At 42.2% G+C, this 16412-nt stretch carries 20 protein-coding genes; 12 read left to right on the top strand and 8 right to left on the bottom strand.

The window, feature by feature from the left end; all coding sequences use genetic code 11:
- The first annotated feature begins 136 nt into the window (after positions 1 to 136).
- The 7 genes from KNO98_RS13715 to KNO98_RS13685 all read left to right on the top strand — a co-directional run bounded on the left by KNO98_RS13715 (position 137) and on the right by KNO98_RS13685 (position 5537).
- Positions 137 to 745, top strand: coding sequence for a helix-turn-helix domain-containing protein (locus tag KNO98_RS13715; RefSeq protein ID WP_214701415.1), 609 nt, complete (start codon positions 137 to 139; stop codon positions 743 to 745).
- A gap of 558 nt (positions 746 to 1303) precedes the next feature.
- Entirely contained in the window at positions 1304 to 2383 is a 1080-nt protein-coding gene (locus KNO98_RS13710; protein WP_214701414.1) for a hypothetical protein, read from the top strand.
- Positions 2384 to 2409: 26 nt separating this feature from the next.
- Positions 2410 to 2787: a hypothetical protein gene (locus KNO98_RS13705; protein ID WP_214701413.1), complete on the top strand. Its 378-nt coding sequence runs from the start codon at positions 2410 to 2412 to the stop codon at positions 2785 to 2787.
- A 12-nt stretch (positions 2788 to 2799) separates the two neighbouring features.
- Positions 2800 to 3234, top strand: a complete 435-nt coding sequence (locus KNO98_RS13700) for a hypothetical protein (protein WP_214701412.1) — start codon at positions 2800 to 2802, stop codon at positions 3232 to 3234.
- Positions 3235 to 3400: 166 nt separating this feature from the next.
- Positions 3401 to 3982 (top strand): hypothetical protein, encoded by a 582-nt coding sequence (locus KNO98_RS13695; protein ID WP_214701411.1) that lies wholly within the window; start codon positions 3401 to 3403, stop codon positions 3980 to 3982.
- Between the two features lie 93 nt (positions 3983 to 4075).
- Positions 4076 to 4684 (top strand): hypothetical protein, encoded by a 609-nt coding sequence (locus KNO98_RS13690; RefSeq protein WP_214701409.1) that lies wholly within the window; start codon positions 4076 to 4078, stop codon positions 4682 to 4684.
- A gap of 43 nt (positions 4685 to 4727) precedes the next feature.
- Positions 4728 to 5537, top strand: coding sequence for an HNH endonuclease (locus tag KNO98_RS13685; protein ID WP_214701407.1), 810 nt, complete (start codon positions 4728 to 4730; stop codon positions 5535 to 5537).
- A gap of 224 nt (positions 5538 to 5761) precedes the next feature.
- Here the strand turns inward: KNO98_RS13685 and KNO98_RS13680 are convergent, their stop codons facing one another.
- A complete protein-coding gene (locus KNO98_RS13680; protein ID WP_214701406.1) occupies positions 5762 to 6898 on the bottom strand; it encodes an HNH endonuclease in 1137 nt (378 codons plus the stop codon).
- 165 nt (positions 6899 to 7063) lie between these two features.
- Here KNO98_RS13680 and KNO98_RS13675 point away from each other — a divergent pair, with 165 nt between their 5' ends.
- Genes KNO98_RS13675 through KNO98_RS13655 form a run of 5 tightly spaced genes read left to right on the top strand, consistent with a single transcriptional unit; the run spans position 7064 to position 11081 of the window.
- The gene (locus tag KNO98_RS13675; RefSeq protein ID WP_371742829.1) at positions 7064 to 7894 is read left to right on the top strand and encodes a ComEC/Rec2 family competence protein; all 831 of its coding nucleotides are present in this window, start codon (positions 7064 to 7066) and stop codon (positions 7892 to 7894) included.
- Complete coding sequence (locus KNO98_RS13670) at positions 7891 to 8115, top strand: DUF3006 domain-containing protein (RefSeq protein ID WP_214701404.1); 225 nt, start codon at positions 7891 to 7893, stop codon at positions 8113 to 8115. The genes KNO98_RS13675 and KNO98_RS13670 overlap by 4 nt, the downstream gene beginning before the upstream one ends.
- A gap of 39 nt (positions 8116 to 8154) precedes the next feature.
- A complete protein-coding gene (locus tag KNO98_RS13665) occupies positions 8155 to 8952 on the top strand; it encodes a hypothetical protein (RefSeq protein WP_214701403.1) in 798 nt (265 codons plus the stop codon).
- Positions 8953 to 9002: 50 nt separating this feature from the next.
- Entirely contained in the window at positions 9003 to 10439 is a 1437-nt protein-coding gene (locus KNO98_RS13660; protein WP_214701402.1) for an SIR2 family protein, read from the top strand.
- Positions 10440 to 10466: 27 nt separating this feature from the next.
- Positions 10467 to 11081, top strand: a complete 615-nt coding sequence (locus KNO98_RS13655; protein WP_214701401.1) for a TIR domain-containing protein — start codon at positions 10467 to 10469, stop codon at positions 11079 to 11081.
- A 102-nt stretch (positions 11082 to 11183) separates the two neighbouring features.
- On the opposite strand, the gene KNO98_RS13650 is transcribed toward KNO98_RS13655, so the two are convergent.
- The 7 genes from KNO98_RS13650 to KNO98_RS13620 all read right to left on the bottom strand — a co-directional run bounded on the left by KNO98_RS13650 (position 11184) and on the right by KNO98_RS13620 (position 16387).
- Positions 11184 to 12620 (bottom strand): ImmA/IrrE family metallo-endopeptidase, encoded by a 1437-nt coding sequence (locus tag KNO98_RS13650; protein ID WP_214701400.1) that lies wholly within the window; start codon positions 12618 to 12620, stop codon positions 11184 to 11186.
- A gap of 4 nt (positions 12621 to 12624) precedes the next feature.
- Complete coding sequence (locus tag KNO98_RS13645; RefSeq protein WP_214701399.1) at positions 12625 to 12912, bottom strand: hypothetical protein; 288 nt, start codon at positions 12910 to 12912, stop codon at positions 12625 to 12627.
- A gap of 5 nt (positions 12913 to 12917) precedes the next feature.
- Positions 12918 to 13367 carry a hypothetical protein gene (locus KNO98_RS13640; RefSeq protein WP_214701398.1) on the bottom strand — a complete coding sequence of 150 codons (450 nt, stop codon included), beginning with the start codon at positions 13365 to 13367 and terminating at the stop codon, positions 12918 to 12920.
- 9 nt (positions 13368 to 13376) lie between these two features.
- Positions 13377 to 14531: a MobP2 family relaxase gene (gene mobP2 / locus KNO98_RS13635; protein WP_214701397.1), complete on the bottom strand. Its 1155-nt coding sequence runs from the start codon at positions 14529 to 14531 to the stop codon at positions 13377 to 13379.
- Positions 14524 to 14775, bottom strand: a complete 252-nt coding sequence (locus KNO98_RS13630) for a hypothetical protein (protein ID WP_214701396.1) — start codon at positions 14773 to 14775, stop codon at positions 14524 to 14526. Before KNO98_RS13630 ends, mobP2 begins: the two co-directional genes overlap by 8 nt.
- A gap of 193 nt (positions 14776 to 14968) precedes the next feature.
- Positions 14969 to 15808, bottom strand: coding sequence for a hypothetical protein (locus KNO98_RS13625; protein WP_214701395.1), 840 nt, complete (start codon positions 15806 to 15808; stop codon positions 14969 to 14971).
- The gene (locus KNO98_RS13620) at positions 15809 to 16387 is read right to left on the bottom strand and encodes a hypothetical protein (protein WP_214701394.1); all 579 of its coding nucleotides are present in this window, start codon (positions 16385 to 16387) and stop codon (positions 15809 to 15811) included.
- Positions 16388 to 16412: the final 25 nt, after the last annotated feature.

Below are 16412 nucleotides of genomic sequence, written 5' to 3'. Positions count from 1 at the left end.
CTGAATGGTGTTTTTGTTTAATATCCATCTAGTGATTTCAAATCAATTCGAAATCGATTAACGTAACAGCTTACTTTAATACAATACTCATGGTATTATTTAATAAAATCATCATTGTGTTAAAAGGAGGCTTGGCATGTATACGATTGACGAAGCATTTCAAATCTTATCGAAGAACAAGCTCACGACTCACAAGGAGACGGTCCGCAACTGGGTACGAAAAGGCGTGATCCAGGCAGAACCGCTCGAGTCGCGAAAAAAAGGTTATCGGATCAGTGAAGAGGCGCTCGAACAGTTCATCAAAGAACGGATGCCGGAAGGATGGGAGCTGTATCCAGAGTCGGTAACAGGAGATGCTCGGGATGTCGTCAAGAATGAAGAAGAGGCCCCGTATCACGTTGAAGTCGATGTAGAAACGATTAGAGAGCAAGTCCGCGAGGAGATGTGGTACGAGCTTCTCGGTAAATTCGTCTTCGAGGACTACTTCGTCCTAAAGAAATCAGAGGTCAAGGCTGCCGTCGAGCATATGCGCTATTCAAAAGAGTTCGGAGCCGAGGTGTGGGAACGTTGCTCGAAGTATACGTGGGGTTATGCGACACCGCGAGTTCCATACCTGCTCGGATATTTCATGTTCGAAGGGGAGCGGATTCCCTTCGACAAAGATTTCGTGGGGAGAAATGAACAGATCATCCACGCATTGATTGAGAAAATTCGGCTCGATAAAGTGAATCGAAAGCGTAAATGAACATAAAAAGACATCTTCTTTATAAATGGAGGATGTCTTTTTATACAATCATCATTGTTTTAATTTTTGGTTGAAATCATTCCCCGGCCATCCCGTCGTTGTGGTTATCACGCATATTACAAAGTGATGCATGTCCATTGGCTCATCAAGTATCGCTTTGAGGATTGGGGCGGGGCATGGGAGAAGGAATGGTGATTCGGGCTCATGCGTGAGCGTCTAACGCCTCGTGGCGAAGTCGCTCATCGCACCGCTGCCTCCCTGACGGCCCGATAACAAGAGCTGCTGGCTCATCGCCGCATCTCGATGTTCCTGGACCTTTCTAACGGGAGGCACGGAGCGTAAGAGCACACCAAAAGCAGGAGTGTGGGCGTGTCTAACGCCACACGAGGAGCATCACTATCAAGAAGTGATGCTTTTTTTGTATATATAGAGTGTTTAGTAGAGATACTTTTAAATCCCGGTCAATTATTTTTATGGGTAATAAAAAGAAATAGATTAAGTAAAATATTTCAACTAAACTAAATTTATAACCTTTAATTAGGAAAGAATGGTGTATTGATGAATATTGAGGAAATGAGACAAAGAAGATTACAAATCATGCAGTCAGCTGAACAAAATATTCAGGAAATGGCTTCAATCAGACAAGAGACAGAGCGCGTAGCTGAAATTGCTGCTAATCCTCAGCAAGTGTTTGACGATTTAGAAACTATGTTTGAAAAGCAGACGGGCTTAGATAAAGTTGATATGACTTTCTTATTCTTTGCAACCGCTCTTCAATGTGTTCGACAGTACTGGTTAAGTAATGAAAAATTACGATTTAAAAATGATCAGGCAGCCAGCAAAGCGATGAAACGTTTCACCCCTCTCACTCTGACAGGTCCAGTTCCTTATGACGCATTTAAAAAGGATATGTTTTTTGAGAACACAGGAATTAGTGGTGCTAATCACCGATATACGACATTAGGGCACGATCCGTTGCTTGGATGGATTTTTGGAACAGCCAATATTTTGTCTGACACTGTTACAAAGAATAACTGGATGTTGGAATCGTATAATACGAATCTGATCGGAAATGAATATAAAATCTCTGGACCGACTCATGTTTTCACTATACTTGAACAGTCTTTCATGCGAGTTCAAGAAGATACAATGGATCTTGTAACGGCTGTATCGAAGCATGCAATTCATCTTGGTTCTGATGCATTCACAAAAATGGGACTGCCAATTCCAATCCTCAACTCAATCAATCCTGATATATCAGCGACACTACTCAAGAATTCGATTGATGTTTATAGCGTTGGTCGTAGTATGGCTGTGTCATCATTTATTAACTCGTTGATAGCCGTGATCCACTCACTTTTTTATGATGAAGCGAAACATCAAAATCTAAAGCTCTATGAAGTGAAAACAAGAAAGATTCTAATGTATTCAAACGTGATTGCAACTTCAAGTAACCTCATTTATGTAGGGTTACAAACATATTTTGGAGATAAGTCTTCACTGAAAAAATTAGATGTCGGCGGTTTAATTGTAACAATTCACAGAATAATTTCAGACGAAGCATTTATTCGTCAAATCAAAGAAGAATTCGTGTTAAACGGATTCCAGAAGAAAATACTTGGGGACTTAGATTCATAATACGAAATAGACAGGAGGAATACCTATTGTCCAAGATAAAAAAGTTTCAACTAAAGCATTTATTTGGTCCTATGATTCCACGCTACTTGTTAGGTTTAAAAAACAGCAGTGAATTAATAAAAAAGTCCCCTTTTTTGAGAAAAGCTTATGATATTGGAAAATCTGAAGGTAAACAAGAAGGATATTGTGACGCTTCAGTAGTCTTTGAAAAGAAATTAAGATCTCAAATTCTAGACTTTTTGGAAAAAGAAAAGAATCATGCATCGGACACTTTAGAACTAGAAAAGCTGCTCATAGAGATGGAGAACTTTATTGAATATTTAACGAGCCAAACAGCAGAATCAAAGGTTGATCAATCTAAATTAGAGGAAGCATTTCTTTTAGATTTAAAATCAATAAAATAGGAGTTGTATCTCATGGGATTTAAAAAAAGATTACTGAATTTGGTGGTGCCTGTCGGACCTGTGCTTATACCGGTTGTCAAAAATGTTACTAAACATGGTGTTAAAGATGGTTTAAGTGAAGCCCAAAAAGAAATTGAGCGAGATCACAATGAAATGTTAAAGAAATCAGTATTTTTCAGGCAAGCTTATGATTTAGGTCAACATGAGGGGCAAAAACAAGGTTATATTGACGCTTCTGTAATTTTCGAACAAAAATTAAAAAATCAGGCACTAGAGTTTTTATCAAAAGAACAAAGCGTTCTAACCAATTTGAATGAACTCGAGACTCTTTTAGAAGGAATGGAAACTTATATAGAGTACTTGACTCAAAAAAAGAAACTAACAGATCAAGAAAATCAAAATTTAAAAGAAGCGCTTGTTTTGGAGAGACGATTGAAGCAAATATAACAATATATAAAAAAGACATTGAGAGGATGTCTTTTTTATATACATCCTTACATTTTTAATTTATATTACATAAGAATTAACTATTTGAAAATAATAAACAAAATGGCCATTATAATATAATGATGATTATTTTATATAGTTAATAAAATAATCGAATAAAACGTACATGTTAGTGTTAGATGCAAAATCTAATTCGAGAGAGGTAGAAGAAGCTCTTAAGAAAATGTGGAGAACTGAACAACCTTTTGCGATTGAAAATAGTGCTGCATATGTACGTGTCGAGGAAGTAGATGTAGCGGTCAAAGACGGGGACAAAACAATTAATCTCACCTTGTCTATAAGTGCAAATAAGCTTGGGAATCCCTTATTCGATCAGATGTCCGTCAACGGGTTCACGCCAGACGAATTAGCCTATATGCGAATTAATTACTATTTGTTTAATAAAAAGTATGCCGTTAACGGAAAGATGAATCATTCAAATGGACTTATATACGGGTTGCATTCTGACTACAAAGTCTCTGAAAGATTGATTCCCGATTTACTAGTTCAAGGTATGGAGTTGGAATGCCTTCGCCTTCATCTTGTTGCGGCTCTTATCTTGAAATCCATTGTGGCTGAGGTAAACACCTTAAATCTATACGTTGAAAATCATATGATCACTCGTATTACAATTGAAGGTATTCGCCCACGTGTTTACGATAATGTCACTCCATCAAAAATAACAGTAGATCAACAGGTTCAATATTGAGTGAACTGAACAAGTGAAGCATGTAGATCTATTTACATTAACAGTTGTATCAAAAATGTCTGACACGCGACAGAAAAAGAAGTAGGGGAAAATATGGATCAACTCTTAAAAGAGACGCGCTGGTTATATGAGCACCTATTAGATAGCGAACAACAACACGCTATTCATTCGTTCATGGAAAACAAGGAAACTGGTCATGACACGAAGGCGTTATCGATCTTTTGGGGAAGTGATGCTGAGATTGGAGGGATCGGAGGCTATTCTCTACCTAAAAATCCAGTTCAAAACCCTTTTCCCGGAGGGGTAAAACGAAAAATATATAGACCGCTTCAATATGCAGCAAGTGAAATAGAACGGGATGTGGCATTTGGGAGTCGTTATATCGTTCAATATGCGGGTATGCATTTAGAAGCTGTTGCCCGTGAATATTTGGTGCAAACTCAAACACTGGGAAAACTTCGAAATTACAATTCTACGTTAGGAAAAGTCGTACACCAGATTTCTTCACTTCAGACATTAAACGAAACGAGTATTCAAAGTTTATTTCAGTTTGTAAGTTTGTACAATATGTCAAAACATGAAGTAAATCAAGATGATTCTAGGGAACGCTTGTTTACTAGTGAGGATGCGCTGATTGCCTACTTGACTGCTCGTATTTTAGGAGTCTATCTTTTGACGTACATAGACCTAAAAACCCAGTAATTCACGTATGTTTCATTTACTAGATCTAGAGAGGAGCTAAAACATGTTAGCATCTGAATTCGAAAAAGGGAAACTGTACAAGCGTTCTGAACTTCATGACCAATTTGGAGGGAATCGACAACGAGGCATTAGTCCTTCTGCAAATTTACCTGTGATTTTTATTTTCTCTGGAGATAGTGGAAGTCAATACGGGTATACGGACGGATGGAATGAAGACTACACAATCTTTACCTATACTGGTGAAGGTCAAGTGGGTGATCAAGAGTTTACAATGGGGAATAAAGCACTGCGAGATCATATTGAATTATCAAAGGATGTATTTTTATTTACTGCTGCGTCCGGTGGTCAGTATAAGTTTAATGATCAATTAACTTTAATCAATTATGAAAAGAAACCCGCTCTTGATCGTAATGGCGATTCACGTATGGTAATCTCATTTACGTTTGAATCATTTACCGAGATAATTGAATCTTCAAATGTAAACAATCTACATGATGGCAATCAGTCATTAGAAGAATTAAAACAAATAGCATTAGACGATGCTTCCTCAGAACAGGCATCGATTCAAGAGAAGAGAGTAGTGATCAGAAAGCGCTCTGAAGCAATTAAAACGTATGCAAGAAGGCGAGCGGAGGGAGTATGTGAAGCATGTGAACAACCAGAACCTTTTGATGCTCGATCAGGTTCTTCTTTGGATGTTCATCATCTGTATCGTCTTTCAGACGGTGGACCAGACCACCCGGAACATGTGGCAGCAATTTGCCCAAACTGTCATGCTCGTATTCATCGAGGAAGGGACGGAGCGGAATACAATCAAGTATTGATTAAGAAAATACGTGAAAAAGAACGCTAAAATGAGGAATGCATCAATCATAATATAGAAAGACACTGGAACAAAATAAACCAATCTTAAATACTATTTAATGTAGAGAGGGGACTGGCCACCAAAAATCGGTTACCGGTTCCCTCATTATAATTTCATCGCTGTTTCCATTGATAAACTCAGTAGGTACATGCCATATGTAAAAAGTCGATATCACCTTTTACAAACTGGTTATCCGACGACATTTCTTTTTATTAATGACTTTGATCAAGGATGATTCGAATTTCCTGAATCGTATACGGTGGAGATTTACGATGGAGCATCGCATGGCAGTTAGGACAGACCGGTATCAAGTCGTGAATTGGATCGATTACGTACTCTTCTTTGATGGTATGTATTTCTTTTAGGTGATGGACATGAATAAACTTATCACCAAGCTCTCCATATACAGCGGCAAAATTAAAGCCACAAACTGAACAATCATACCCGTGTTTAGCTAGACATGCTTGTCGAGCTTTACTGTTTCGCTCATATGCATTAACGATCACTTGTTTGGCACTGCCCTCCATGTAAACTGTCTCCGAGTTTAGTTCTTCTGTGAGTTTAATGTCTGGCAACTCTAAAGAATTAAGCTCATTTCCTATATTCCAATTCTCACAAATCACTCGAAAAGTCGCAGGATTTAAGGGCATCGAAGAGGCTTGGAATCCATTCATCAAATACACATCCTCTGTGCGAGGTTCAAGCTCCCAATCATCCAACCGGATCGGATTTTCATAATTCGAGTAAACATAACGAATTGGAACATGATATCGCTTCTTATCTTCCTCTTCATAGTAATAGGGATCATGTGCGCTTCTATATTCGGGTAAGCCTGTCACTTGTACGATTGCATATATACCTCGTGACATTCGTTCAAGTCCATTCAACTGTTCTCTTGAACGTGTATCATTCCCAACACGAATGATCCCGAACTGTCCAATCTCAAACCAGTCCTTTTGCCACGCAGTGACGGAGAAGCTGTCATTAGTCTTACCTGAGAGCAAAAACTGATCCATCGCCCATTTATTCGGATTACAAAAGAACGTCCAACATCCTGTCGGTAAGACCTTCTCTTGTTTGATTCGACCTTCTTCTTTCCATACTCGTAGTTTTTCACGTCGGACCGATTCGTCGGTCGTGAAATTATAGCGATCTCCATTCCATGTCCAGGTCTCTCCGAGATACATTCCGTTCTCAATAATGGTATACGGTCTAGATTTCAATTCTGCATAGTCTTTCAACCAAAGCGCCGCTGCCTGTATATGTGGAAGTTCTTTCAATTCTTGATCGTTTTTAAAAATTACAACCGGTTTATCACGACGATTTGTTGCAATAGGACGTCTCAACATAAATGCGTTCCTCCTTAAGAAACTTTGAATAGCCTGATACAAAAAAGTGTATACCTGAAAAAAATTAAGGTTTTCTTACATTTAACGGATTATAATAAGTTATACACTGGATAATTTTACAACATAACACGACTGGAGAGATATAAGTTGATCAAAAAGAAAATGATGAAAATGGGGCTAGTAACTCTATTTAGCGGGGCATTTTTAGTGATGCCACATAGTGAAGTATCTGCAGCTTCGAGTATCAAAGTCCATTACATCGATATCGGCCAGGGTGACGCCATCTATATCAAGATGCCGAGCGGTGAGGACGTCATCATCGACGGCGGGAACAAAGGCAAGGGTGATGCCATCGTCGCCTATCTCAAGAAGCAAAAAGTGGATGATATCGAGGTGTTGATCTCGACGCATCCGGACGCGGACCATATCGGTGGATTGGACGAGATTCTAGATGCCTATCGTGTCGAGAACATTTACGCACCTAAAGTAAAACATACGACCCAGGCCTATAAAGACTTCCTGCAAGCCGTCAAACGAGAAGGTAAGACGATTAAAACCGCTCAAATGGGCGTCTCACTCCCAATCAAAGGTGTGAGTGCGAAGTTTGTCGGCCCAGTCAAATCATATTCGAACAGTGATTTGAACAACTGGAGTGCTGTGCTTCATGTCACATATAAAAAGAATACATTCCTGTTCACCGGTGACGCAGAACATGTTTCTGAGAAAGATATGATGGCGAAGAAACAGACGCTTCGAGCGGATGTCTTGAAGGTGGGGCATCACGGTGCCAAGACGTCGACGAGCAGCACGTTCCTGAACACGGTCAAACCGAAGCATGCCATTATCAGTGTTGGAAAGAACAGCTATGGGCACCCGACATCGGAAGTGGTGACGAACTTGAAACGACAAAAAGTGAATACGCTTCGTACAGATATAAACGGCACAATCATCATCACGGGGAACGGCTCGAGTTACGCCGTAAAAAAATCCAAATGAAGCGGCGCCGAGGAATCATCGACCGCTTTGAGGGAGACCTGGCTGTCGTCGAATTCGGAGAAGTGATGGAGAATATTCCAAAGTCACGACTTCCTGACAAGGTTGTAGCGGGTGACGTACTTTGGTTTTACGAAGATGGACGAGTTGAGGTAGATGTAGAGGGAAAACGACGTTTATCGAAAGAAATTGATGAGTTGATGGATGAGCTTTGGGAGGACTAATCTTTATTCTAAAATGAAATGAAAAAAGGAGATGAATTTATGTATAAAGCGTTTAATTTGTATTTAGAAGAAAACTACGAGAGATGGTATGGGGATGGAGAAACGGTTTATCGAGATAGCCAGAAGAAAATTCATTCCGATTTAGCAAATTATTTACACAACGAAACTCATATTCTTAACGGTAATACGATTGAGAGCGATTGGTTCCCATTGCTTAACAACGTTGATGTTTTTTTATCACATTCACATAAAGATGAACAACAGATAATTGGTTTCGCTGGATGGCTACATAAAACTTTCGGATTAAATGTGTTTATTGATTCTTGTTTATGGAATCATTCAGAGGATTTATTAAGATTAATTGATAATCGTTACTGTTATGACAGTGAAAAAAACACATACGATTACCACAAGAGAAATTATTCAACTAGTCATGTCCATATGATGTTGTCTATGGCACTTACGAAAATGATAGACAGATCAGAAACCGTTATTTTTGTTGAATCTAAAAATTCTATTCATGCTATTTCCGAAACGATAGATAAAACCACAAAATCTCCATGGATATACAATGAGTTAGTCATTACAAATTTAGTAAGAAAAAGAGAACCTAATCGAAAAATGGATGTGATGCTTGAGAAGCGTGCACAATTTGAAGCGAATCAATTAGATATTTCCTATGATGTCGGATTTTATTTAAATAATCTTCTTCCTCTGAAAAAAGAAAACCTAAAGTTGTGGGAAACATTTTACTCTAAAAATTTACAATCAGGAGTTCATCCTCTAGATGTTTTGTACACCCAATACGAAAAAAAGAACAGTGTACTACTAGGTTGATGAAAATTTCAAAGAGAAAAATAATATTTTGGAATTGAGGAGGGTTATAAATGCTAACAATTACAAGAGAAATAAAGACTTTTTTAAAAGACTACGTTAAGTCTATTCAAAACTCAAACGCAGCAATCTTTGCAGGGGCTGGACTATCCCGTCCTGCAGGCTATGTAGATTGGAAAGAACTTTTAAAGGACGTTGCGGAAGAGTTAGGACTAGATATTGATCAAGAAGATGACTTGATTACTTTAGCGCAATATCACGTTAATCACACAGGTGGAAGAGCAAAAATCAATCAAATTTTGATTGATGAATTCACAAAAAATACTAAACCTACAAAAAATCATTACATTTTATCTAATATACCGATTGAAACATATTGGACTACTAACTATGATCAATTGATTGAAAATTGCTTGGAAAACAAAGGTAAAAAAGTAGATAAAAAAATCACTGCAACTAACCTTAGTCATACTGTTAAAGGTAGCGATGTAACTCTATACAAAATGCATGGTGACAGTAGTTTACCTGATGAGGCCGTGTTAACTAAAGACGATTATATAAGCTACGATCAAGATCGTTTACTTTTTAAAACTGCTCTACAAGGGGATTTAGTATCGAAAACTTTTTTGTTTATCGGGTTCAGTTTTGATGATCCTAACCTGGATCAAATAATAAGTCGATTACATAGTGTTTTGAAAGAAAATCGCCGAACACACTATTGTTTAATGAAGAAAATAAATAGAACTTTCTATAAAAAAAGTGAAGACTTTCAGTATGCTCAAATAAAACAAGAGTTAAGAATACAAAATTTAAAACGATACGGTATAAACGTAATTGAACTAAATGAATATGAGGATATTACAGAACTTCTTCAAACTATTCTAGCGCTCGTTAATCGAAAAAATGTCTTTGTTTCAGGTAGTGCTAAAGAGTATGGTGACTGGAGTGAAGAAGATGCTTTTAAATTTAGTACAGAGTTAAGTAAAGCATTGATTCAAAATGGATACAGTGTTGTATCTGGATTTGGATTAGGTATTGGAAGTTGTATTATTTCCGGTGCTTTAGAAGAATTATATACTAGTCATACTGACAGAATAGAAAATAGACTCATAAGTAGACCTTTTCCTCAAACAACTACTGGGAAAATGAATATTCGAGAATTATGGACGAAATATCGCAAAGATATGCTTTCAAACGTGGGTATAGCTATTTTTATTTTTGGAAACAAAATTGAAAATGGAGAAATAATTGACGCAAGTGGAATGGTGGAAGAATTTGAGTTGTCTATAAAAAATGAAATTATCCCTATTCCTATAGGAAGTACTGGATTCACAGCGAAAAAAATATGGGATAAAGTGATGGGTGATTTCACAAAATATATTGGAGACGAAGAACTAAAACCACTATATGAAAAACTGAACGTGCATACTTCTCAAGAAGAAATGATTTTAAATATAGTTGAAATATTAAATAAGTTAACAAAAAAATAATAGTCAAAAAGAGAGGCGGAATACCTTTTGGCGAGAAAAACTTTTATATCTTATAAATATTCAGAAGCAAGATTGGTGCGAGATAAAATTGTGGAGTCTCTTGAAGATGACGTTAAATACTATCGTGGAGAAACAAGTATCTCGCCAAATTTATCTGATCAATCGACTAATTACATTAAGAATCGGTTAAAAGATATGATTTATTCTACTTCGGTGACTATTGTAATTATTTCACCAAATATGAAGCAGAGTAAATGGATTGATTGGGAAATTGAGTATTCACTTAAACAAGTTAAGCGTGGCGATCGTAGATCGGGAGTGAATGGAGTTCTCGGCGTTGTGATGAAGTACAATGGTGGATATGAATGGTTAAGACCCGAAAGCAAGAAAGCAGACGGTCATACGATTGTCCAAACTAATAATCAGTTTCTATATGAAATCATTCATAAGAATAGGTTTAATGAGATTCATCCAACTTACATTTGTCCAGACTGTAAAACAGTCGATCCGTGGAGCGGTTCCTACATTTCTTTAGTGAATGAAGAAGCGTTTTTAGCAAATCCCAATTATTTTATTGAAAATGCATATTCAAAAAGTCAAAATCTATTAAAATATTCTTTGTTCAGAAAAAAAACAATATAAAAGTTTGTAGGCTATAAAACTCTCCCTCGAATGATTTAACTTCAAAAAGAGGGAGAGTTATTGTGTGATTACATAGCACATCAAACTTTGGAAATGTCAGAATTAACTTAGTCGTTCAATATTCAACAGATTGGTTCTTGATAAAGACTTCTTTTCATTATAAAGCAACATCTTGTGCCAGCGCTCTTCAAGATTTTTTAAGAGTGGCTTTTCAACTTTATGATTCTTTTCTAAGTCATGTAGAGGATGCACGGTTCTTTCAGGATCAAAGTGCCCGCTGATCAATGATTTATCCGGTAAGGCGATTGTATAGGCAACAAGCTGATCTTCACTGAAGTCATGATTATTGGAGATGCCGAATTGTTGAAATCCGAGACCCATGCCATGAATATACATGAGCGGCTCATCGACACGATCCATCTTCAGGTTCGTCTCGAGGGTCGCTTTTGCGTTTAGATAAGATCCCACTTCTTCAGGAAACACACGCTGTACAGCATGAACCCGTTCATAAAGACTTAGGTCAGTGTCTTTCCATCCCATGCGAATGTCCAACTGCTCGAGGTATTCGAGTGGACTCTGTTCTTTCTCATGTTGCAAGGTGTGCACCTTCTCGAGATGTGATTCGATATGGTCGAGGAAGCTTGCGGACGTCTGATGGACCTCCTGCAACAATTGTTCCTTGTCTAGAAGTTCCTTGTCTTTCGTCCAGCCGGCCAAGTAAGACAGTGAGAAGTCGTCTGTCGGAAATCCGAGTTGATGTGAGACGACATAGGCGACCATCTCGGCCTGGAACTCCTTCTCGGGTGCCGTGAGCGGTTGATCGCGTTCAAAATTCCGCTCCTGGTTGTGTAGCTCTGCATGAGCGAGCTCGTGGATCAGGACGCTGATATCCTCGATCGATGTGTTCCGCGGGTTCAAGGCGATCGCATGCAACTCCGGATAGTAACAGCCTTTCGCCGTGCCGATCTCGTCGAGCGGTTCCTCCAATAGCGTCACATTCCGGGCATCCGCGAGCGTCGTCAAGGCGTCACGGATGTCTTGTTCGTTCTCCAACCCGCCGTCACGATGATACCGTTTGAAGATGACCGAGACCTCGATTCCTTTCTCGCGCGCGTCGGTTTGCGTGTACTCGAACACGTGACCGATTTTGAAGTACATCATCTTGCGTGACGGGATGTGTCCTTGTTTCACGCCGTCCTTGATTGGCTTCGGTGCTTTGCTGAGCGGCACCCATTCATCTTTGTGCAGGGCGTACGTCACCGGGCTTGGGACAAACACCTTGATGCCACGCTCACCTTTTTGTACCTGTGCGCCTTGCTTCTCCCAGAACGGATAAGAGCCGACCGCGACCGCGCCGGGGAACTGGGACTCGATCAAGACCGCGTTCCGCATCGAGTATTGATGAAACTTGCCGAGGAACTGCAGATGTTCCCGGATCTTCTCCGGACTCTCGAAGTAGCTGTCAATCTGTTTTCCCATCTGCTCGGTCAAGGCCTCGAGCTCGGCTTTCCGTTCTTCGTTCGTCTTCATCTTGGCCATCGTGTCAGACTCCTTCCTTCAACAAGTCGGTGACAGATTCATCACTATCCGCAAAATCGTTCAGTTCACGCTCGAGGTGTGGCGACGTTTCCGGGATGTCGAGTAACAGCCGTGTCCGTTCGAAATTGACGGGAAGCAAGACAATCTCGTCTTGCGCGATGTTGGTTAAAAGTTGGCGTTCGGAAGTGGACACCGGAATGTCGTACCGCTTTCCATAGATGAGGACCGTGACGGTGTCCGGTTGAAGCGTCAACAGTTGTCCCATCGTGAAGGGACGGTCAAGTGGGCGCATAAGGTTCATCCTCTCTCAAAAGTTAGTGTGTCTTTCTTCTGTTTTTGGTGTTCGATGCGTTCCTGGACGATGCGTTCCGCCGTTGCGAGAAACGTCGGCTTGAACTGGTCCGTCGTCATGATGTCCTCGATGCCCTCGGTCTGCATCAGCGCCTGCAGGAGCTCTGTCAGGATTTGCCCGTGGCGGTCGGAGCGGTTCGCGGCGAGCCGGATCCGCTCGAGTTCCGCCGATATCTGCTCGTTCATCAACGCCTCGATATGACGGGAGACCTGTGTGCTGATTGAGCGGGTGAGGAACTGCATGTCCCACTTCTCACCGGCCAGTTGTCTATGCTCGTCTGTGATATGGTCAATGACCTGACCGAGGTGGCCGAAGCGTTTGTCGTCGGCGAACTCTTCTAAATATGCGACCGTCTCCGGCTTTAATCGGAGACGGATCTGTCTCAACTCTTCCATCGTCCTCCCTCACTTTCCATATTCGATGTCCCGTTCTAGCTGTTCGAAAGCGCGTTGGTTCTTCAAGTGTTCGAATTCGTCGTTCATATGCCGCTCGATCCGGTAGAGTGATTCGTTGAATATCTTTTGTTCTTTGAACGCACGTCGGACCGGATGTTTGATAGGTTCACTCTTCTCATTTACTTGTTGCTCTTTCGCTAGCTCACGCATCTCAGTGAGGATGGCATTCCCCATCCGGGTGTAGAGGTCCTGACGCTTCGTCGTCCGGTACCGCTCGGCCTTCTCCGTGTCGCCGTAGCTACGACGATGGAATGACACTTCTTGCTCGAGCCGCTCGTTGAAGGCTTGGAACTCTGATTTGAAGTGAATGTCGATATAGCGGTCGGTCAAACGATCGAGCGACTCACGGAGAGGCTGCATCCCGTTCATGTTGTAGCTCCACTGTCGTTTGTCTTCTGGCAAACGTTCATAGATGTCTTTGAACTGACGGACGAGCTCGGGATGCAGGACACGGTTCGGGAGCGTTTGAATCTTCCGGTTCCGCTTATAGGCGACCAACTCATCTCGGATGAAGGCGTTCAGTTTATCCTGTTCTTTCGTCCGGTCGGCGAGGGAATGGATGACTTTCGACTTCATCAGCTCGATTGATTTCGGTTTTCGCTTACCGCGCTCGCGCATGTGGCTCGTCTCGACGATGGCGACATGCACGTGGATGTTGTCGGTGTTGTAATGCACGGCACCGGTCCAGTAGGCATGGACCATCTTCTCTTTTTGGAGCATCGAATCGACCGCGTTCCGTGTCGCCTGAATCAATCGTTTCTCGTCGATGAGGTCATCATGGAGCACACCGGTATCGCGTAACCAAGCGTTATCGAACGAGATGACATCTTGCCAGAGGATGCTTCCTTTCTCTTGCGCGTGCTTAAAAATGTTACGGACGACGCGCCGCTTGTCGTCGTCCAACCGGTCGTCCTCGCGTGTGAACAGACCGCTCGATTTCGTCTCGTCGTCCATGTAATCATGGTACGTCTCGAACTGTTCACGGCTATCTTTCGCGTCCGGACGATTGATGTAATCGAGGTACGTCGTATAACGACGCGACTTCTTTTTCGTACCCGGCACTTTAAATTTCGACTTGATGACGACGCCCGGCGTCTCACGCATCCTGCATCACCTCGTTCAACAATCGGGTCACTTCGGCGAGCTCGTCCGCGCTCCGCTTTAGATGGAGCGTGTTCGCCTCGAGTTGCCGTTCGAGTCGATCGACCTGCGTCGATTGGATACCGTTCGCGCACCAAGAAGCGAGAAGTTCTTTCAAATATTGTTGCCGGGAACGGTTATGTTTCTTTGCCCATTCGTCAATCTGCTTCACGATGACGGGGTCGATGTCGCGGAGTAACAGATCCATCTGCCTGACCACCTTTCTAGAGGCTATATTTTGCCGACGTCCTAAAAGTTCATTCAAAAGAGCATAAGGGGAAACTGCTATCACTTGTCGTGATAGCCCAGGCAGAGCCTGGGGTTTCCGTGATATCACCAAAAGTCCGAAAACGGCACGAAATGTGCCAGTAAAATCATCGATTTGGCACGAAATGTGCCACTTAAATTGATAGTTCCCGGAGCCGAACACGCAACTTGTCGTGCTTTTCTTCGAGCGCTACGACCGACTGTTCGAGCTTTTCAAGTTCTAGTGTGAGCTCGTCACGCTTCCGGCCAAGATCGAAAATTTCGTTCTCCTGTTCGACCTGTTCGTCGAGCGAGAGGTAGGGAAGTTCGTCTTCGAGTTCCTCTTTGTCACGGTCGAGTCGCTCGATTTGTTGCCGTTGTGCTTCGACTGACTGCTGTGCTGTTTCCAAATGCCGTTCGGTCTCCGCGAGCTCGTCCTCGACGAATAGTCTCGTGAAAGTTGTCTCGTCAGATGATGTGTGGCTCGCCTGTTGGATGGTCCGACGGTCGGCATAGAGTGACGTCAAAAGACTGTTCTCCCGTTCCTCGGATGTGAGTGTGTCGATCGATTGTGACTCATCCAATCCGTAAATCCGGACAGCGAGCTGGTCGAAGTCGCTCGGAACATCTTTCAATTCGAGCACGTATTGATCGTTCCGGTCATACAGCACCATGACTTCCTTCTCGGAATCCGGACGTGCCTTATAGACATAGCGGAAGAGATGATCGTTCGTGTTACCTGGTGCTTCATCGAGCGAGAGTCGGATGCGTATTGTCTTGGCCTCCGTATCGTAACTGGACGCGTGGAGCGTCACGGTCTCCCCGTTCGAGAGACGGATTGCCTCGTTGATCGGCGTCTCATTGACCGGTGCCTCCTCGGCGAAGAAGAACGACGAGGTACCGAAAAAGAGGAAGCCGACGACAAAGAATACGCCGAGTCCGAGGTAGAACCGGGAGACGTTCTGGGTGAGACGCCGTCGTGTTTGTCGTCGCATCTAGATTCCTCCTTCAGGTGTCAGGTCTTCCATTTCGGTGACGACCAAACGTCCTTCGATAGACTCGAACGTCAGGGCCAACAGTTCTTGCGTCGTCTCTTCATAACCCGTCTCGGTAATCAACAGGTCCTGTTCGAACCGTACGAGACAATCTTCTCCGGAGACAGAAGGAAACACCTCGATGTTGCGGACGGTCGTCTCGAACGTGCCGACATCACTGCCGTCAGAGGCGAAGAGCGTGGCCGCGAGTTCTTCCGACATGACGTCCTTCGCCTGTCGTTTCTGGGTCGTGTAACTGTCCTTCATGATGGTGAAGGCGTACTCGACGAAGCGCGTCGCGCGTGTCGTCAGCTCCTCCATTCGTTCCGTCTCCTTTGAAGCGACGACTTGTTCGGTGTCCGCTGACGTATCCTCGGAGGTTGCCGATTCAAGGGAAGTGACGCTCTCATTTTTCGTCTCACTAGGGTCTGAAGTACTCGTGACAGCCGTCACTTGTTGATAGAAAAAGATGTTCGCCGCAATCGAAATCAGGAGCAAAACCCCGAGCAGATACGCGAGGTGACGTGCGGTGAAGTTCATTCGTCTTCCTCCTTTCCATACATCC

The sequence above is a fragment of the Exiguobacterium sp. s57 genome, assembly GCF_018617685.1.
Taxonomy (GTDB): domain Bacteria; phylum Bacillota; class Bacilli; order Exiguobacteriales; family Exiguobacteriaceae; genus Exiguobacterium; species Exiguobacterium marinum.
The sequence above is the reverse complement of the archived record's forward strand: the minus strand, read 5'-3'. Positions and strand labels throughout refer to the sequence as shown.

What these genes read in the sequence shown, in the direction of transcription:
- KNO98_RS13660 (WP_214701402.1), top strand. Translation starts at nt 9,003, where the DNA reads ATGCTAACAATTACAAGAGAAATAAAGACTTTTTTAAAAGACTACGTT.
- KNO98_RS13625 (WP_214701395.1), bottom strand. Translation starts at nt 15,808, where the DNA reads ATGCGACGACAAACACGACGGCGTCTCACCCAGAACGTCTCCCGGTTC.
- mobP2 (WP_214701397.1), bottom strand. Translation starts at nt 14,531, where the DNA reads ATGCGTGAGACGCCGGGCGTCGTCATCAAGTCGAAATTTAAAGTGCCG.
- KNO98_RS13700 (WP_214701412.1), top strand. Translation starts at nt 2,800, where the DNA reads ATGGGATTTAAAAAAAGATTACTGAATTTGGTGGTGCCTGTCGGACCT.
- KNO98_RS13695 (WP_214701411.1), top strand. Translation starts at nt 3,401, where the DNA reads ATGTTAGTGTTAGATGCAAAATCTAATTCGAGAGAGGTAGAAGAAGCT.
- KNO98_RS13675 (WP_371742829.1), top strand. Translation starts at nt 7,064, where the DNA reads ATGAAAATGGGGCTAGTAACTCTATTTAGCGGGGCATTTTTAGTGATG.
- KNO98_RS13685 (WP_214701407.1), top strand. Translation starts at nt 4,728, where the DNA reads ATGTTAGCATCTGAATTCGAAAAAGGGAAACTGTACAAGCGTTCTGAA.
- KNO98_RS13665 (WP_214701403.1), top strand. Translation starts at nt 8,155, where the DNA reads ATGTATAAAGCGTTTAATTTGTATTTAGAAGAAAACTACGAGAGATGG.
- KNO98_RS13670 (WP_214701404.1), top strand. Translation starts at nt 7,891, where the DNA reads ATGAAGCGGCGCCGAGGAATCATCGACCGCTTTGAGGGAGACCTGGCT.
- KNO98_RS13640 (WP_214701398.1), bottom strand. Translation starts at nt 13,367, where the DNA reads ATGGAAGAGTTGAGACAGATCCGTCTCCGATTAAAGCCGGAGACGGTC.
- KNO98_RS13630 (WP_214701396.1), bottom strand. Translation starts at nt 14,775, where the DNA reads ATGGATCTGTTACTCCGCGACATCGACCCCGTCATCGTGAAGCAGATT.
- KNO98_RS13620 (WP_214701394.1), bottom strand. Translation starts at nt 16,387, where the DNA reads ATGAACTTCACCGCACGTCACCTCGCGTATCTGCTCGGGGTTTTGCTC.
- KNO98_RS13710 (WP_214701414.1), top strand. Translation starts at nt 1,304, where the DNA reads ATGAATATTGAGGAAATGAGACAAAGAAGATTACAAATCATGCAGTCA.
- KNO98_RS13650 (WP_214701400.1), bottom strand. Translation starts at nt 12,620, where the DNA reads ATGGCCAAGATGAAGACGAACGAAGAACGGAAAGCCGAGCTCGAGGCC.
- KNO98_RS13690 (WP_214701409.1), top strand. Translation starts at nt 4,076, where the DNA reads ATGGATCAACTCTTAAAAGAGACGCGCTGGTTATATGAGCACCTATTA.
- KNO98_RS13715 (WP_214701415.1), top strand. Translation starts at nt 137, where the DNA reads ATGTATACGATTGACGAAGCATTTCAAATCTTATCGAAGAACAAGCTC.
- KNO98_RS13645 (WP_214701399.1), bottom strand. Translation starts at nt 12,912, where the DNA reads ATGCGCCCACTTGACCGTCCCTTCACGATGGGACAACTGTTGACGCTT.
- KNO98_RS13680 (WP_214701406.1), bottom strand. Translation starts at nt 6,898, where the DNA reads ATGTTGAGACGTCCTATTGCAACAAATCGTCGTGATAAACCGGTTGTA.